General features: G+C 34.0%; 8 protein-coding genes. 7 read left to right on the top strand and 1 reads right to left on the bottom strand.

Annotated elements, in window-relative coordinates; translation table 11 throughout:
* The first annotated feature begins 173 nt into the window (after positions 1 to 173).
* From ACCQ40_RS00610 to ACCQ40_RS00585, 6 genes are all read left to right on the top strand, one after another.
* Positions 174 to 1,253, top strand: coding sequence for a hypothetical protein (locus tag ACCQ40_RS00610; protein ID WP_410032184.1), 1,080 nt, complete (start codon positions 174 to 176; stop codon positions 1,251 to 1,253).
* Complete coding sequence (locus ACCQ40_RS00605) at positions 1,253 to 2,026, top strand: hypothetical protein (protein ID WP_410032183.1); 774 nt, start codon at positions 1,253 to 1,255, stop codon at positions 2,024 to 2,026. Before ACCQ40_RS00610 ends, ACCQ40_RS00605 begins: the two co-directional genes overlap by 1 nt.
* Before the next feature lie 157 nt (positions 2,027 to 2,183).
* Entirely contained in the window at positions 2,184 to 2,735 is a 552-nt protein-coding gene (locus ACCQ40_RS00600; RefSeq protein ID WP_410032182.1) for an ECF-type riboflavin transporter substrate-binding protein, read from the top strand.
* 1 nt (position 2,736) lies between these two features.
* A complete protein-coding gene (locus tag ACCQ40_RS00595) occupies positions 2,737 to 4,443 on the top strand; it encodes an ABC transporter ATP-binding protein (protein ID WP_410032181.1) in 1,707 nt (568 codons plus the stop codon).
* Complete coding sequence (locus ACCQ40_RS00590) at positions 4,440 to 5,267, top strand: energy-coupling factor transporter transmembrane component T family protein (protein ID WP_410032180.1); 828 nt, start codon at positions 4,440 to 4,442, stop codon at positions 5,265 to 5,267. The genes ACCQ40_RS00595 and ACCQ40_RS00590 overlap by 4 nt, the downstream gene beginning before the upstream one ends.
* A 122-nt stretch (positions 5,268 to 5,389) precedes the next feature.
* Positions 5,390 to 7,267, top strand: a complete 1,878-nt coding sequence (locus ACCQ40_RS00585) for a hypothetical protein (protein WP_410032179.1) — start codon at positions 5,390 to 5,392, stop codon at positions 7,265 to 7,267.
* 826 nt (positions 7,268 to 8,093) lie between these two features.
* On the opposite strand, the gene ACCQ40_RS00580 is transcribed toward ACCQ40_RS00585, so the two are convergent.
* Positions 8,094 to 8,279 carry a hypothetical protein gene (locus ACCQ40_RS00580; protein WP_410032178.1) on the bottom strand — a complete coding sequence of 62 codons (186 nt, stop codon included), beginning with the start codon at positions 8,277 to 8,279 and terminating at the stop codon, positions 8,094 to 8,096.
* Positions 8,280 to 8,561: 282 nt separating this feature from the next.
* Here ACCQ40_RS00580 and ACCQ40_RS00575 point away from each other — a divergent pair, with 282 nt between their 5' ends.
* Positions 8,562 to 17,432 (top strand): SpaA isopeptide-forming pilin-related protein, encoded by an 8,871-nt coding sequence (locus tag ACCQ40_RS00575; protein WP_410032177.1) that lies wholly within the window; start codon positions 8,562 to 8,564, stop codon positions 17,430 to 17,432.
* Positions 17,433 to 17,654 lie beyond the last annotated feature (222 nt).

The following is a 17,654-nucleotide window of genomic DNA, read 5'->3' as shown; positions in this document are numbered from 1 at the left end:
TATAAAAAAATCTCTTAACATACCACCAATCCGATTTGGAATTTTGTCAACTTTCAGTTGCATTGGCTAAAATTAGCGCTTTTATTTTGATAAATAATTTATTATAATATTTATATCCCAAAGATAAAACTTTTAAAAAATATTGTATAATAGGGTAAAGGGGGCTTACAAAAATGAAGAGAATTATATACATATTTGCTATGATTTTGCTGATTGCTTGTCAGAAAAAAGAACTAGAACCAGTTCAAGAAGTGAAACCTCTAGCCCCCTTAGAAATAAATAATGATTACGATTCATTTTACTTAAACAATAAGAAATATTCTCTACCGCTTTCTTATGAAGAGCTTAAAGAAAATGGCATAAATTTAAACGAAGATGAGTTTTATTACCAAAAGATAAATAAAAATAGTCAAACCATGGCAAATTTAAAGGGTAATGGATTGGATCTTGGAGCAACTTTTAAAAATAAGGGCTCAGAACAGATTGATATAAAAGAAGCTACAATTATTGAGCTTTATATAAACAACACCGAAGGAGAAAACAAAGATTTTTCTATAAATGACCTTAGCTGGGGATCTAGCTACCAAGAAGCTAAAAGCTTATTAAAAAACATCCATACCGAAGAGGCCAGCAAGGAAGATGATAAGACAATAAATTATTATACAGATAAAAACTATGTTTCCTTATACTTTGAAAATGAAAAGCTTAGCTCGGTTGCTATTTTTTCTAAAAGCTTTATGAGAGATGAGGCTTATATAAATGGGGAATTTGTAGTTTTTGGACAAACCCTAAAATTCCCTTTAACTATCCATGATTTAGAGGATTTATTAAATAGTAATATAAATATCGAGGGCAATTACAAAAACCTAGACCCAGGCGATGAGATGACCATTAGGATATATTCTCCATTATTTGATGACATGGAAGATAAGCCTAGCTCTAGTGGAGTAGACTTTGAATTAAAAAACACCAGTCCTAGCCCTATTTCTATAAAAGATGCTCAGATAGTAGGTCTTGTAGCAGAAAGTAGCTCTGACTTATCTGTGGGTAATATTTATGTAGGTGCTAGTTTAGATGAGCTAAAAATGGTAGATAAGAAAAACCAAAACCCTCCAAGACTAAGTATAGAGGGTAAGACTAACGAGCAGCTAAGTAAATTTATTTTTACTGCTGATAATGACACTAGCTATATCTATTATGCAGATGATGAAGTTATAAGACATATAGAAATAAGAAATACTAAGGAGCAATAATGGAATTTACCAAGGTAGAAATATCAGATAAAAAATACCTAAATTATATATTTTTAAAAGCAGCAGTTGGGGGAGAGCCTGTGACTGCTATGTTTGATACCAAAGGCAATAGCCTATTAAAAAAATCTATAGCTGATAAAATTAATGTAGATTATATAGACCAAGAAGTAATTGATGAAAAACGTGGCTGGAGAAGAGCTAGGGTAAATCTAAGGCTAGGTGGTCTTGAAATAGGATCAGCCCCAGTTATAGTAGCCAATGATGATACCTTTGACTTGCCAGTAGATCCAACAGGTAATAAATATCCAGCAGATTTTATTCTAGGATGGAACATCATTTCTCAATTATGTTTTAGGGGAGATGGCAAAACAAATGATTTCGAAGTCCAAGTAGATGATTTTAGACAGCCATCTAGCAAAGAATCTCAAAACCTACCTATAGTATATGTAGAATTTGACGGAGAGAGAATCCTTGCAGGTATTGATACATCAAAACCTCTTACCACAGTTAGCCAAGAGGTTTTTGATAAGATAGTAAAAAATAAGGATGCAGGAAATACTATTGAAATGCTAGGACTGTCTAATGAAAATCTAACCTATGAAACTAAGCTAGAATTTAAAGTAGATGAAGATAAAGTAGTGCTTCCTAGCGCAAGTCTTAATCCAAAACTAAATGAAGGTGATGTAAAAATAGTATTTGGAGCAGATTTACTGCAAAATACAACATGGGCTATGTATTGTCCTATGAGATATATGAGAGCAAAGCAGCTATAAGATAGAGAGGGTATCCTCTCTATTTTTGTGGAAAATTTGTCGGGAAAAATCTGCCAGATTTTCTATATATAAGTAGGTATAGCAAGAGTTTAAAATGTGGAAAATAATCAAATTAAAGTTATAATATTCGTATATTAATTAAGGAGTGTTATATATAATGAATAAAAATCAATCATCAACCACAAAAATAGTTGCAGTAGGCATAGGAGCAGCAGTATTTTTTATCTTAGGTCGTTTTCTATCAATCCCTATCGGTATACCAAATACTTCTTTAGAAACAACTTATCCATTCTTAGCTTTAATGAGCGTGCTTTTTGGACCGGTTGTTGGAGGTTTAATTGGTTTTATAGGTCATGCAGTCAAAGACTTATTAACTTATGGCCTTTGGATTAGCTGGGTTATATCTTCTGGCATAACTGGTATTGGCTATGGTTTATCTGCTAAAAGAATAAATATCCAAAATGGAGTGTTTACTAAATCTGACATTATAAGATTTAATATCGGCCAAGTCTTAACAAATCTAGTAGCATGGGCAGTAGTTGCACCAGTATTAGATATCCTTATTTATTCAGAGCCAGCTAATAAAGTTTTTGTTCAAGGAATTGTTGCAGCCCTTACAAATTCATTATCTGTAGCAATTATAGGTACACTTTTAATCATTGCCTACACAAAAACTCAAACACCAGAAAATTCTTTAAGAAGAGACTAAATTGGAAAATCAAAGCGTAATTAAATTTGAAAACTTTACATTTAAATATAGGTCCCAGCAAGAGCCAACCCTTAAAAATATCAATTTTGAAGCGAAATCTGGAGAAAAAATTGTCATAATTGGTCCAAGTGGATCTGGAAAATCCACCCTGGCCAAGGCAATAAATAGCCAAATTCCAAATACCTTTGATGGAGACATATCAGGCAAGGTTACTATTATCGATAAAGATATTGAAAATTCATCTATTTTTGATATATCTCTTTTGGTTGGGACAGTTTTACAAGATACAGATGGTCAATTTGTAGGTCTGACTGTAGCAGAAGACATAGCTTTTTCTCTAGAAAATGATAATGTTGGCCAAGAAGAAATGAAAGAAATAGTACATCAATGGGCAGATATTTTAAATATAGAAAATTTATTAAACCATAAACCAAATGAAATATCAGGTGGGCAAAAACAACGTGTATCCCTAGCAGGGGTTTTGGTTTCTGATACACCAATCTTGCTGCTAGATGAGCCATTGGCTAACCTAGATCCTAAAAGTGGCCTTGCTACGATGAAATTAGTTGATGAGCTTAATAAAAAGTATAACTACACAATTATAGTTATAGAACATAGACTAGAAGAAGCTTTAAACTTAAACCCGGACCGCATCCTAGTTATGGATGATGGGAAGATTTTAAAAGATGGAAAACCAAGTGAAATTTTAAAATCTAATATTTTGGAGCAAATAGGCGTAAGAAAACCTCTGTACATCAATGCCTTAGAATATGCTGGCTTGGATTTATCAACTGTAGATAAATTAGGAGCTTTTGAAAATATAGATTTAAAGCCAGAGCAAATTGATAAGATAAAAAAATGGGCTGATGATATTACTGTCATAAGGTCAAATGAGGTTAAAGACCCTATTTTATCAGTAAAAAATCTGGGCTTTGCCTATGATAGCAATAAATCTGTTCTTAGAGATGTTAATTTTACAATCAATAGGGGAGATGTAGTTAGTATCGTGGGTCCCAATGGAGCTGGCAAATCAACCCTCGCCAAATTATTATGTGGTTTTTTAAGACCAACAAGTGGACGTATTTTATTAAATGATAAAAATACGGAAGATTTATCCATAAAAGAGATCGCAGAAAAGATTGGCTATGTTCTCCAAAATCCCAATGCTATGATATCAAAAACTAATGTAGCTGAGGAAGTAGGTTTTGGCCTTAAACTTCGCGGAGTAAGTAGTGAAGAGATAGCAGAAAAAACAGAAAAAGTTCTTAAAATCTGTGGGCTTTTTCCCTTTAGAAATTGGCCCATATCAGCCCTATCCTATGGGCAAAAACGTAGGGTAACTATAGCATCTATTTTGATTTTAAATCCAGAAATAATAATCTTAGATGAGCCAACAGCTGGACAAGATTACAGGCATTATACAGAAATAATGGAATTTATTCATACATTAAACAAAGATTACCAGCTAACAATCTTAATGATTTCTCATGATATGCATCTAATCCAGGAATATACAAAAAGAGCTCTAGTGTTTGGAGAAGGAACTTTACTAGCAGATACTTATCCAAAAGCCCTATTTGCAAATAATGATTTATTAAATAGATCATCTCTTACAGAAACTTCTTTAACAAAACTGGCGAGAACTATAGCTTATGATTCTGAAGAATTTATAGAAAAATTTATCAGCTATGAAAGGAACAGACTATGAATGACAAAATCCTAGGTTACATAGAAAATGACACTATCATTCATAAGCTATCTGGAACTACAAAGCTTATTTGTTTTTTGATGTTATCAATTATTGTTATGACTAGTTATGATACTAGATTTTTATTTTTTGTGACTGTTTTTTCTATTATTTTATTTAAAATAGCAGATATTCCATGGCAGGCGGTAAGCTTTGTAGTTAAATTTGTAGTGGTTTTTGCTATATTAAATCTTCTAGCTATCTATATCTTCGAGCCAGAATACGGAGTCGATTTATATAATAGTAGGACTTTAATTAAGGCAGGCTGGGGCAGATATTCTATTACTAAAGAACAGCTGTTTTATGAGTTAAATGTAGCTATAAAATATTTTTCAACCATCCCTCTTGCTTTGATATTTATTTTTACAACTAGCCCTAGCGAGTTTGCTTCTAGTTTAAATAAAATAGGTATAGGCTATAAAATAAGTTATTCTGTAGCCCTTGCCCTAAGATATATCCCAGATATCCAATCTTCATACAATGATATAAAGCTTACCAGTCAGGCCAGAGGAATTGAAATGAGTAAAAAGGCTAGCTTGGGCCAAAGAATTAAAGCATCATCAAATATAGTTTGGCCGTTGATTTTTGATAGCTTAAACCGTATAGAAACCATTAGCCAGGCTATGGAACTGCGCCGTTTTGGTAAGGAAAATACTAGGACTTGGTATTCATATAGGCCTTTTAAAAAAGTAGATATTTTGGCAATTATCATTTCTATAATTATAACTGTGGTAGGTATCTACCTATTTTTTGTAAACGGTGGCAGATTTTATAATCCTTTCTAAATAATTCTAAAATGCTTTTTTAATCCTTACTATACTGGTATCATATATAATAATATAAAGATTTAAAGAAATATAAGAACAAAAAAATTAATTTAACACCACAAGGCAAATCTGGAGGATTCATGAAAAAAATAAAAATTAAAGGCTGTGCTTCTTTAGCTCTAGCCCTAGCTTTGGTAGTACCAACAACTGCTAAAGCGGCAAGCACCGTAGAAATTCAAACTGGGCAAACTATCTTAGAAAGCACTGCTAATGCCAAAAAAGAAGAAAATATCTCATCTCAAGTACAAATGAATCTTGATGAGACAGGCAAAGTTGCAACTTATACAATAAACATCGAAAAAACAAATAATACAGATGATTTAAAGGCGATTTTTTACATAAGTGATGAGTCAAATCTTGCAAATCTTGAAGTAATCTCAGATGATGATATCAGCCAAGACCAAGTCAAAGTAGAAGATAGTCTAGATGGCAAAAAAATAAGCGTTGACCTAAAGCAAGCTAGCACTATAAATTTAAAGGCAGATATAAAAGATGGCAAGGAAAATAAACTAGTATTTGACTACATTCTAGCAAATGGAAGCGAAACAGCTCTTACTAGCAAAAGAGTAATCTCATCTATAAATAAAGATCAGGATGGAAAAGCTAGTCTAAGAGAACAAGAAGTAGCAGGACTAGGCTCTATTTTAGGCGGAAAATTTGTAGATAATAGTACTATCCAGTGGTCAGACTTTTTAGTAAACCAGTCACCAGAAGATATATTAACAAACTATGCAATCTCTTTAAGCGATGGACAAACAAAGCCTGAAAATCTCCATATAGAAATTTATAGGGCAAGTAAAGAAGGTTTTGTATTAGAGGCAAGCCATGACCTTGATTTTGGAGATATAAAAGATTTAACTATCCCAGCGAATGGTGCTGCAAAGATTAGCTTTAAAATAAAGGCAGATGAAAGTGTAGATATATTTACTGCAAATGGAGTAGAGCTAAAAAGAGAAACAAGCACTGAAAAAGCTAAAGATAGTCAAGTAGAATCTTTAACAGAACAAATCAATGAAAATGATGCAAAAATCAAAGAAGAGATAAAAAAATCAGACCAACCATCAGTAGAAAAAAATACTAGCAATGAAGATAGCAAAGTAGAAAATCTTACTAAAGAGATAGATAAAAAAGATGAAGAAATCAAAGAAGCAATAAAAGAAGCTGACAAAAATCAAGAAAAAGAAGATTCACCAGCAGAAAAAGAAGTAAAAATAGTAGTTTTAAAAGATGAAACACCTGCTAATCCTGTAGAAGATTTACCTATAAAGGAAAATTTAAGTCAAGCAGAAGTAGACTCCCTAATCACAGACCTTGATAATAGAACTATAGAAATTCAAAAAACTATGCAAGAGATTGACAAGGAATATGGAGAAAGCCTAGCAAAAACAACTACTTCAACTGAAAGTGAATCACCAAATAACGAGACAATTGCTGATATCATCAAAGACCTAGATGATAGAAACAAAGCTATTCAAGATGAGCTAGAAAAAATCTACGGCAAATACGCAGTAGATACAGTAATGGATTTAAACAAGTCTATTGATGATGAAACATACGAGCTAATTACAGAAGTTGATAAAAACAACGAAACTATTAAAGAAATCATCGACCAAGTAAATCTTTCTATAGAAACTAAAAAAGCCTTAGATGATGAAAAAGAATTAGCAAATGTAAAAGCACTATTAGATAATGTAGAAGAACTAGCAGAAAACAACGAAAAAGTCCTAGACAAGGTGGAAGAAGAGGACAAAAAACAAGAAAATACCCAAAACTTCAAAAACGTAGTCCCAGGCTATTCAGAAAAAGTCTACAAAGACTTAGAAAAAGTGGTAACAGTAACCCTAGACCCACTAAAAGCTCCAACCCAACAAGTAGACAAAGAAACAGCAACAAAATCTTACCCAACTATAGCAAAATACCTAGAAGAATTAGCAATAGTTAAAGATTTGCTAAAATAAATTAAGAATAAAGTCAAAAAAACACTCAGAATACATCCTGGGTGTTTTTGTTTATAAAACCCACAAAATAATCATAAAATAAATAAGACAAGCCCCTAAGTCCAGAGTCTCACACTCCATCGTCATCTCGAGCGCAGCCGAGAGATCTACCTCAGATTCAAACATCCCCAACCGTAGCTATAACACAAATCACAAAAATCAATCCAAAACCAAACCCACGAACTGTCACCCTGAGCGTAGTCGAAGGGTCTCATATACTACCATTAAATAAATCACTAAAATCAAAACTACGTTTAAAAAAGCCAGCATTCAAAAAAAGATTTCTCCATTCCGCTCCACTCCAGTCGAAATGACAATAGGGGAAATCATATTATATTGGAATAATAATCGTATACACTAAAATAATTCTCAATCAAGTAAATAAGACAAACACCTAAATTCAAAGTACAACACTCATTGTCATCTCGAGCGCAGCCGAGAGATCTACCAAAAAGTCAAACATCCCCAACCGCAGCCATTAAACAGATCACAAAAACCAATACAAAACCAAACCCAAGAACTATCAACCTGAGCACAGCCGAAGGGTCTCTCATCCTACCATTAAAATAAAATAATAAAAATTTCAATAAAAACCACAAAGCGTTCAAAAAAGATTTCTCCATTTCGCTACGCTCCAGTCGAAATGATAACAGGGGGAGCATAGTCTTATTAATATAATAATCATTCAGTCACAATAATTCTCAATCAAGTAAATAAGACCAACACCTAAATTCAAAGTACAACACTCATTGTCATCTCGAGCGAAGCCGAGAGATCTATCAAAAAGTCAAACATTCCCAACCGCAGCCATTACATAAATCATAAAAACCAATACAAAACCAAACCCAAGAACTATCACCCTGAGCGCAGCCAAAGGGTCTGTTATCCTACCATTTAAATAAAATACTAAAAGCGAAACATCCTTCACAAAAATACTTATTAATGGGTAAATATAGTATACTAAATATTTCACACTAAATTACTAGCAATTAGATCCTATACCACGTATAATACTTATCTAATGTGTATAAATAATTAGGATATAAAATATAAATAATCTTAAATTTCTATTAAAATATATTTAAATTATTGGTTTAAGTTAGAATATATTGGTTTTTTTACGTATATATCTAAAAATACTTAAAAACTCTCTATATTTCGCACTAATTTAGTAGTATAATATATAGAAGTAAAGGACTTGAACTTCGTGAAATTTCAAACAAAGTTTAGAAAAATATAAATCAGGGGGAGATTTATGAAAAACAAATTACAACAATTTATTGTAAAATTGCTAGCAGCAACGCTTGCAATTATCTTGGCTGTGCCTACAAACGTATTTGCCATGAAGCAAAGCAAAAGCAATATTTACACAGCAGCCACATCAGTTATGGGTGTTCAAGAAAAAGATACCTCAAAAGAAGAAACTGAAAATACTGATTCTAGCTTAATCAAATCAGCAGTAAGCCAAGAAGAAACAACTGACTATATCATAGAAAAGTCAGCAACCTTATCAAAAACAACAGGACAAGTAGACTACAAAATTGTAGTAAAAACTAAAGACCCTAGCAAAGAGTTTACAGAAAATCAAATCACAACTTTTGGTATAACAGAAAATACTGATGACGAAAAATTATCAGTAGATGATGTAAAAGTCTTAGATGCTGATGGCAATGAGACGGACATCAAGTTTGATCAACACACACCAAACTTACTAAACGCAAAGGAAGATATTAGAACAACAGGTATTACCTCAGCCAAACCACAATATGGGATGGTTTATTACCTAAGCACAAAATTAACAGAAGAAGCTTTGAAAAATCTAGAAGAAAAATCCCCACAACTTGCTCTAGATTTTACAATAGCTTCTCCAAATCAAAATCCAGTTCAAACAAGATATTCTTTAGAAACTACAAATCCAGACACAACAGAAATCACAATCGATAATGATAACAATGTAGTAAACCAAGCGGCAGAGCTAGTAGAAAAAGAAGACAACCTTCACTTATACAAAGGTGAGTACAAAAAAGAAGAAAAAACACTCTTTCAAACCACCCCAGCACATTTAGTATGGACAGACTACATAAATGCAAAAGATGACAAAGAGTTTGCCATAGACTTTGACCTAGACGAAAACCAAGACACAGAAAATAGCCAAATAAAAATTGATTACTACGAGGCTAGTGATAAAGGATACGTACTAAACCAATCCTTTAGCAAAACAGTAGATTTTACAAACAGTTTAAACCTAACCATACCACAAGGTTACATAGCAAAACTAGAAGTAATCACAAAACCAAAAGAAAACACCAACGCAAAAGAATATGAATTTAATGGAATCAAAATCCAAAACCCAAGCTATACAGAAGAAACATCTCAAGCAGGAGAAGAAGAAAAACCATCAGAAGATGACGCTGACCCTCTGCCTGCTGATACTTCAAAAGAAGAAAACTCTAAAACTAAAGAAGAAGATGAAAGACAAAAAACAGAAGAATCAGGCAAAAACGCTCAATCAGCAATTGCACTGAATAAAGATGCATATATTTCAGATTTAAAAGAAAATAATAAACTTTCAACCAATCTAGAAAATGCAACAAAGCAAATTGTTCCAGTATTAGAAAGCTATAATAAAGAAGAAATCAACTGGGATGACTTCAAAGCTTCTATCCAAAATATAGCAAAAGCAGAAAATATAGATTCTGCCCAAGCTGAAGAAATTATATCAGCCCTATTAAGAGGGCTAAATGAAGACAAATACAAAGTAGCTAATGTAGATATCAAAGAAGCTACAAATTTTGATCAAGCAAGTGAAAATGCTTTAACTACAGAAGAAATTAAAGCTCTAATCAAAGAAGAATTTGCCAAAAAGGATGCCGGCCAAATCACAGAAGAAGAATTGGAAGCATCACTAGCAAGCATTAGAGAAAAAAACAACATTACAAACGAAGACTTCGTCAACATCCTAAGAGATTTATACAAAAATGATGAAATAGCAAATGATAGCCAAGAAGATACAACTACTATTAAGACTGATAAAACTAAAGAGAAAGCTCTAGCAGAAAAATTAGCAGAAGAAAATCTATCAACAGAAGACTTCATTACCTTTCTACAATCTTATGTAAAATCATACGATATAAAAGAAGACCAACTAGAGTCACTACTAAAAGATAAGCAAGCAGAAGTAGAAAAAGTAATCGGCGATTTCACTATTGATGAAATAGTGGCAGCAGCCTACTTAGAAGGGCTCAACCCACACATTTTCGCAGAGGATAATCCAACTGTTATAGAAGCCGATTTTGATGATGTAGATTTCAAAACTGAATTAGAATACTATACAGAAACCCTAACCAGAGCTACTAATGAGCAAAAGTTATTTGATATAGTAAGAAAAACTCAACCTGGTTTAAAAGACCATGCTATCAGAAATGACTATGTAGGTTGGAAGATTAATATCCCTGGCACAGACGATTCTGGTAACGACATCACGGAGTTCAAAAAAGATAAGTACGAATATGATAACTTGAACTTCTCTATTTACGCACCAGCAGGTCAAAGCCTAGAAGACTACAAGGTGGTAGTAGAAGATGGTCAAGATGGAACTACAGATTATTCTGGTTCAATGACAGAGAAAAAGGGTGAACATTACATTTATAGTTTCTCTATTCCAAAAAACAAGCTTACAGAAAAAGGCTACAATATTTATGTAGTGGCCAAGGAACCAAAGAAACGTCAAAACTATGCTATTGGTGTAAAGATTTCTCCAGACAAAAACTATGTAAATGAACTTGTGAAGGACTTTGATAAAGACTTTGAAGAATTATCACAAAAGTATCCTTTCCTAATTAAATGGAAAGATACTTCAGCTGCCAACCCATATAGAAATGGCATAAATCTAATAGATACCAGAATGGTATATTTAGAGCCAAAGGGCTGGCAAGACCTCTTCCCATACAATGGTTTTAGGTCTCTAGACTACAACGACAATATTGACGATACAGATATTATGAAAAATAGAGTATCAATGTTTGGAAATATCAAAGAAGATGGTCAAATCACATGGACCATTTCTGAAACTTTCCCAGCAGAGAGACTTGTCAACAAAAACACTGTAGGTATAGATGCCTACTCAGCAAAAACTGACGGTCAAGGACTAACAGGACCAAGTGTACAAATCCTAGTACCAAATGACAATGGTGGCTATGATGTTACAGACTTAGGTAATGTAGCGAAAGAAACACTACAAAAAAAAATAGGCAACAAACCAGGAACTATTGTAAACTACACCTTTACTGACAAAGCTACAAATAAAGAAGAGTTTACAACCCTAAGCCTAGACTCTGGCAAGTCTGCATCCATTGCTTACAAGCCAAGCTTGCTTCAAAGAGAAGAAGGGGCAGAGAAGGACACAAGTGGCCTGGCCTACCTACACAAGGTCCAAGAACACAAGGACGGCTCAGGCTATGAAGTAGCTCTTTCAAAGGACCAAGCCAACACAATGAAGGCCTTTATACCAAGTAATCCAAATGCAAACCCAAGATACAATGACCCAGCATTCACTAAAACAGGAGTTATTGTATTCTGTCTAAACCCAGGTAAACCAGAACCAACTAGACAGTACAAGTTTAACGGAACCATTACCAAGGGAGAATGGTCTACAGCTGAAAAAGATTGGGCGACAAATGGTAGGGCCATAGCAGCCCTTGCTACAGCAAACGAGGCCAAGTCATCCCCACTTTATAAAGGAACTGTAAATGAGGAATACTATGCCAGTCTTTACGAATATGTCCTAAGACTTTATTGGTATGGCCAAGAGCTTGCAGAAGAATACCAACTTGACGAACAGTCCTACTACAAGATTATCCAATACAACCTTTACTACTGGTTAGCTGGAGAAAACTACGCAGAATCCTTTAGAAATGGTGGAGGCTACAACCCTAATTATTTCTCAAGTGCCGAATACAGCTATGCCCAAGGGCTAAAAAACCGTATAGCAGAAGGCAAAGATTGGGGAAAGGTAAACAAAGACGAAGAAATCCAATTCTTCTACTATGGCCACGACAAGACAAGGTCCTACCAAAACACTATAACAGGTGATACCAAAAAAACAGCCAAAAAAGGCAGCGTCACAGTAAATAAAATTGACCAAGACCAAGATGGAAAGAAACTTCCTGGAGCCTATTTCCAATTACTTGATAAAAATAAAGATCCAATCAAAACCCTAGTAACAGATGAAAATGGTGTGGCAGTATTTGAAGACCTTGACTATGGCACCTACTATATAAAAGAAGTCCAAGGACCAAAGGGTTATCAATTTAAAGAAGAGATTTCTGATGCTATAGTAGTCGGAAAAGAACAAGCTCATTATACTTTCAATTATAAAAATAAAAAAAACGAAATAGAATTTAGAAAAGTAAATGAAAAAGGCCTTGCCATGGACGGTGTAGTCTTTGAACTAAGTCTAAATGGCAGAGCGCTTTCTGGCCAAGACCAAATATCCGGCAAAGATGGTAAATTCTCATGGAAAGAACTTACACCAGGCAATTACCAAGTAGTAGAAAAAGATATATCTAAATATCCAGAATATAGCGAAAACGAAGGAAGAACCGTAGCAAGCTTTAGGGTAGATGAAAATAACATCATCCAAGATAAAAAGATTTATTATCCTAATGGCAATAGCAAAATTGATATTAAAAACGAAAAGAATGAGGGAAAACCAATAGGTATAGAATTTACCAAGGTTGACCTTAAGACAGAAAATCCTCTAGAAGGAGCAGAATTTGTCCTAGAATATAGAAAACCGGATTCATCTATCTTTAGAGAACTTCCAGGATCTAGGACAAGGTCAAATAGCCAAGGTAAGCTTGTTTGGAACGACCTAGTAGACGGTGACTACAGGGTAATAGAAACCAAGGCCCCAGACGGTAATTATGATACTGACCTAAACCTTGGAGAAAAAGCTACCTTTACTATAGTTAAGAATCAAAATGGTTACTACGAAATAAAAGATAAAGATCAATTAGATCTAAAAATTACAAACACCGCAAAACCAGAAGAACCTAAGATTACTACAAGTGAATTTGAATTCACTAAGGAAGATAAAGAAACAAAAGATAAACTTCAAGGTGTAGAATTTACCCTAACATCAGAAGGCGAAGTTGGTGAAAAAGGTAAGGAGTTTGACTACAAAGTCAGCAAAACAACTGATGAAAATGGAAAAATAAAGTTCGAAACCCTATATCCAGGCACTTACACCTTAAAGGAAACAAAACAACTACCAGGATATCAAGAAAATAAGAAAACCTGGACTGTTGTGGTAGATGATCAGGGTGAAACAAAAGTTCAAAGCCAAGGTGGAGGTTACAAGATAGAAACGTCAAAGGAACAGACTTTTGATAACACTTATGTATCTCTAAAGGCATCTATAAAAGAAACGAATAATGAAGGTGTATTCCTTTATACAATGAAAATCAAACCTAAAAAGGATATCTATGGTATAAGCCTGCAACCAAATAGTTCAGATATTACAGGGGATTTAACCAGGCAAGGAACTATTGATATAACAGGCTTAGAAGTTGGAAAAGAAAAAACATTCAGTAGGACGTTTTCAATAAGGGATATTGATAAAATCAATAAAAACACTGATATTTACCCTGTGAACCAAGTTATGATATTAAAAGATGGAGGGGGTAATCAACAAACTGCTAGTATTTCTCCAACTTTTAAGGTCATAGAGGACTCTGGCCCACTTACCATCACAAACGAAAAGGAAAAGCCAAAATCTGCCAACCTTACTATCAGAAAATACGATAAGGACACAAATCTTGGTCTTGAAGGCGCAGAATTCGAACTATATGACAATGCGAGTGCTACAGGCAAACCTATAGATAAAGCTACTTCCAACGAACATGGTTATGCTACTTTCAATAGTGAGAATATTCAGTTAGATACAACTTACTATGTAAAGGAAGTTAAGGCTCCAGAGGGCTACAAATTTACAAGTGCAATAACAAAAGTAACATCATCAGCGCAATCTGATAATACAATAAACGCAGAGATTCCAAACGAAAAGAACAATTCTCGTTTTGAACTTTACAAAAAAGACTCTAATGGTAATTACCTGGAGGGAGCTAAATTTAGACTCCTAGATGAAAATCAAAATAAATTTGAACCAGATAGAATTGAAACTACTGATAGCAACGGTTATATCAAATTTGATAATCTAAAAGCAGGCAAGACCTACTACCTAGAAGAAGTTGAAGCTCCAGATGGCTATAGGAAGAAAGAAGGTAAATTAAAATTAATTGTAGATAAGGATGGATATATCAGTTGGAAAAATGAAAGTCTAGTGGAAGAAGCAGATTCAGCGGAACCTTCAAAGATCATTACAAATGACGTATTAAAAGTAGAAAAAAATGCAAAATCAGAATCTTATAACTACGAATTTGCAAATAACCCAAACTATATGAATGCTCGTGATTATGTAGAGGCTACAGACCCAGAAAACAGTCTTATAACATATTACCTGATGCTAAAACCAAATTTTGTAGATGGTTCATCAGCTACTAATAAACCAACCATGCTAGGACTAAATGCAACAAATGCAAATTTAGAAAAAGTAGAGCTTTTTGACGTCAATCCTGGTAGAAATAGCAAGGAAATAAGTGTAGTAAATGAGAAACTTTATATTGGCGGTCTAATGAATAGCAAAAGCATAGATGATAGGGTTATATCCTATTTAGATAGAACTCAAGCACAAAATTCAGATGCTGGCAATATAACAATGGGATCATCAACTATAAGCGAAAAGACTACAAATATCATAGAAAATAACCAAACCAATAACGCCTTTATCAAATTTCCACATAATGGTAGCGAGGGTAGGTTTGATGGAAACTGGTCATATATAGTCAAAGTTACAGCTAAAATAGTTGATAAATATCAAAAATCACAAATTGGTTATAATTGGAAAACCATAGATACACCAAACAACAATGATGCCATACTTCATCATTTTGATCTTCCAGCTCTTTATGAGAAAGAAGTAATCACTGAAGAAAACGAAGATAAAAATACAGAAGCACCAAGCTTTACTGTAATCAACCAAAAGAAGCCATCAATAGACTTTGTAAAACAAGATGGAGCTAGTAAAAACCCTCTATATGGTGCAGAATTTGTACTCTATAAAGGTGATGAGGAAGTTAAAGACTCACTAACATCTTCAGATAGAGATGGGAAGTTTGGATTTGACAACCTAGAAGATGGCTCATACACAGTTTATGAAACAGTTCCACCAGAAGGCTATCCATATGCTGAAAGATTTATTGTATCGACCTTTACTGTTGAAAATGGTAAAGTTAAAGATCTTAAGACCAACCAAAAGTATGGCGAAGAAATTATAGAAAACTTTGATTCAAATGAAGCCTATCCAATCTACAACAAAGTAAATGAGATTAAGTTTAAGAAGGTAGGAAAGGACAATAAACCTTTAGCAGGTGCTAAGTTTAAACTTGATAGAGTTTGGGATAGCTATGATGATAAAGGCGATCTTCAACCTAATAGACAAACAGTTTTAGAAAATATTGAAACCCTTGATGATGGTATCATAGCCCTTTCAGCAACTGAACCTGGCAGATACCAACTAGTAGAAACATATGCCCCAAAAGGTTATCAACAAATAAAGACAGATAATGACGAAGAAGTCAAAATAGGTGGACAAATAGTAGCAGAGTTTACAGTAGAAAGAGGCAGCCTAGACATTAAAAACATCTTAGTTGGCGACAAATATATCCAGGACATGACAGGAAAAACTGATCCTCTTGAAATAGTCAACAAAGAAGTAGGTGAGGGTAAGTTCCAAGTTAATAAAGTTAAAAAAGATGGAAATACAACTAATCCACTAACTGGTGCAAAATTCCTACTAAAAGATATGGAATCTGACCAATATGTAAATACAGACGGAACACTTACAACAAACTCAGGCTCTGCCCTTACAAGTGGAGACGCTACAGTTAACTACGAAAACCTTACAGCTGGAAAATACGAACTAAGAGAGTTCAAATCACCAGACGGATACGTAAGAACTATAAATACTTGGAATATTGTAGTAGCAAAAGATGGCAAGACAACCATCATCGAAAATGAAAAGCTTGATAATGATGTTACTGCTGAAATAACCCCTGAAGCTACAAGCTCACCAGCTATTCTAAAACTAGTAAATAAATCCAATGAAATAGAATTTACTAAGATAGATAGCAAGATTGATAAAGCTCTTGCAGGAGTTGAGTTTGAAGTCTGGTGGGACCAACAAGGGAATATAGAAAATAGATACGAAGATACCGAAGAAAGTCAGTATAAGAACTATGTTAAAATCAAAAATCCAGATGGTGGAGCAACATTCACTACTGATTCAAAAGGTAAATTCAAACTTTCAAATCTAAAAACAGGTCACTACAAGATCTACGAAACACTTCCAAAAGGTTATAAAGTTACTGACCAACCAACCGACAACGAACCAATAGCAAAAGCTACAGGTGAATTTGTAAATGAGTTCTATGTAGATATGGATGGAGACATCAAAAAGAACGACAATGGTATAGTAGGCGGAGATAAGGAAGAGCCAATCACAACCATTAAAAACACCCCAATCACTGGTAAATTTAGAGTTCAAAAAGTTGGAGAAGATGGAGTCGAAAAACTTGATGGCGCAGAATTTGCACTATACAAAGTTATCGCTGGCCAAGCTGATAAGGAAAAATATATTAAGCAAGAAGTTGTAAAAGATTCTGATGATAATAAAATCCCAGGACGTATAGAATTTGCCGACCTAAAAGATGGCCAATACCTACTTGAAGAAACAAAAGCTCCTGACGGATACGTTATGAGCGCAACTAAGTGGGAAGTCACTGTAGAAGATGGCAGGGTCAATATTTCATCAACAGATGAATCTTCTAGCTTCACTAGAACAGACGATACACTTACTTTAAATGTAGTAAACAAAAAAGCTAGCTACCCATCCACAGGTGGAAATGGTCCTAAGATTGCTTTTGCAATCCTAGGTACAGCTACTATGCTAGCCGCTATTGCTTATTATGCTATTTACCAAAAGGACAAAAACAAGGTCCTCCCTTGAAATTAAGCTTAGTAACAAGAGATAAGTAAGAGTTGAACAAAAAAGTCCTAGACTAAAATCTAGGGCTTTTTTTATATGGACAATTACAAGCAAATCGTTTTTTATAAGACCTACCAAGCGTCACCATTCACCAATACAATTTTAAGCAAAACTTTAAGCTAGCCAAGCTAACAGGCTTTTTATACAAGGATTTTAAAATCTTAATCAATATATGTAAATATA

Source organism: Anaerococcus cruorum (assembly GCF_046365495.1).
GTDB classification, from domain to species: domain Bacteria; phylum Bacillota; class Clostridia; order Tissierellales; family Peptoniphilaceae; genus Anaerococcus; species Anaerococcus cruorum.
This window is presented reverse-complemented; position numbering and strand designations above follow the sequence as displayed.

Bases quoted from the DNA above. Each gene is read 5' to 3' on its own strand.
- ACCQ40_RS00605 (WP_410032183.1), top strand. From the start codon at position 1,253: ATGGAATTTACCAAGGTAGAAATATCAGATAAAAAATACCTAAATTAT.
- ACCQ40_RS00585 (WP_410032179.1), top strand. From the start codon at position 5,390: ATGAAAAAAATAAAAATTAAAGGCTGTGCTTCTTTAGCTCTAGCCCTA.
- ACCQ40_RS00590 (WP_410032180.1), top strand. From the start codon at position 4,440: ATGAATGACAAAATCCTAGGTTACATAGAAAATGACACTATCATTCAT.
- ACCQ40_RS00575 (WP_410032177.1), top strand. From the start codon at position 8,562: ATGAAAAACAAATTACAACAATTTATTGTAAAATTGCTAGCAGCAACG.
- ACCQ40_RS00600 (WP_410032182.1), top strand. From the start codon at position 2,184: ATGAATAAAAATCAATCATCAACCACAAAAATAGTTGCAGTAGGCATA.
- ACCQ40_RS00610 (WP_410032184.1), top strand. From the start codon at position 174: ATGAAGAGAATTATATACATATTTGCTATGATTTTGCTGATTGCTTGT.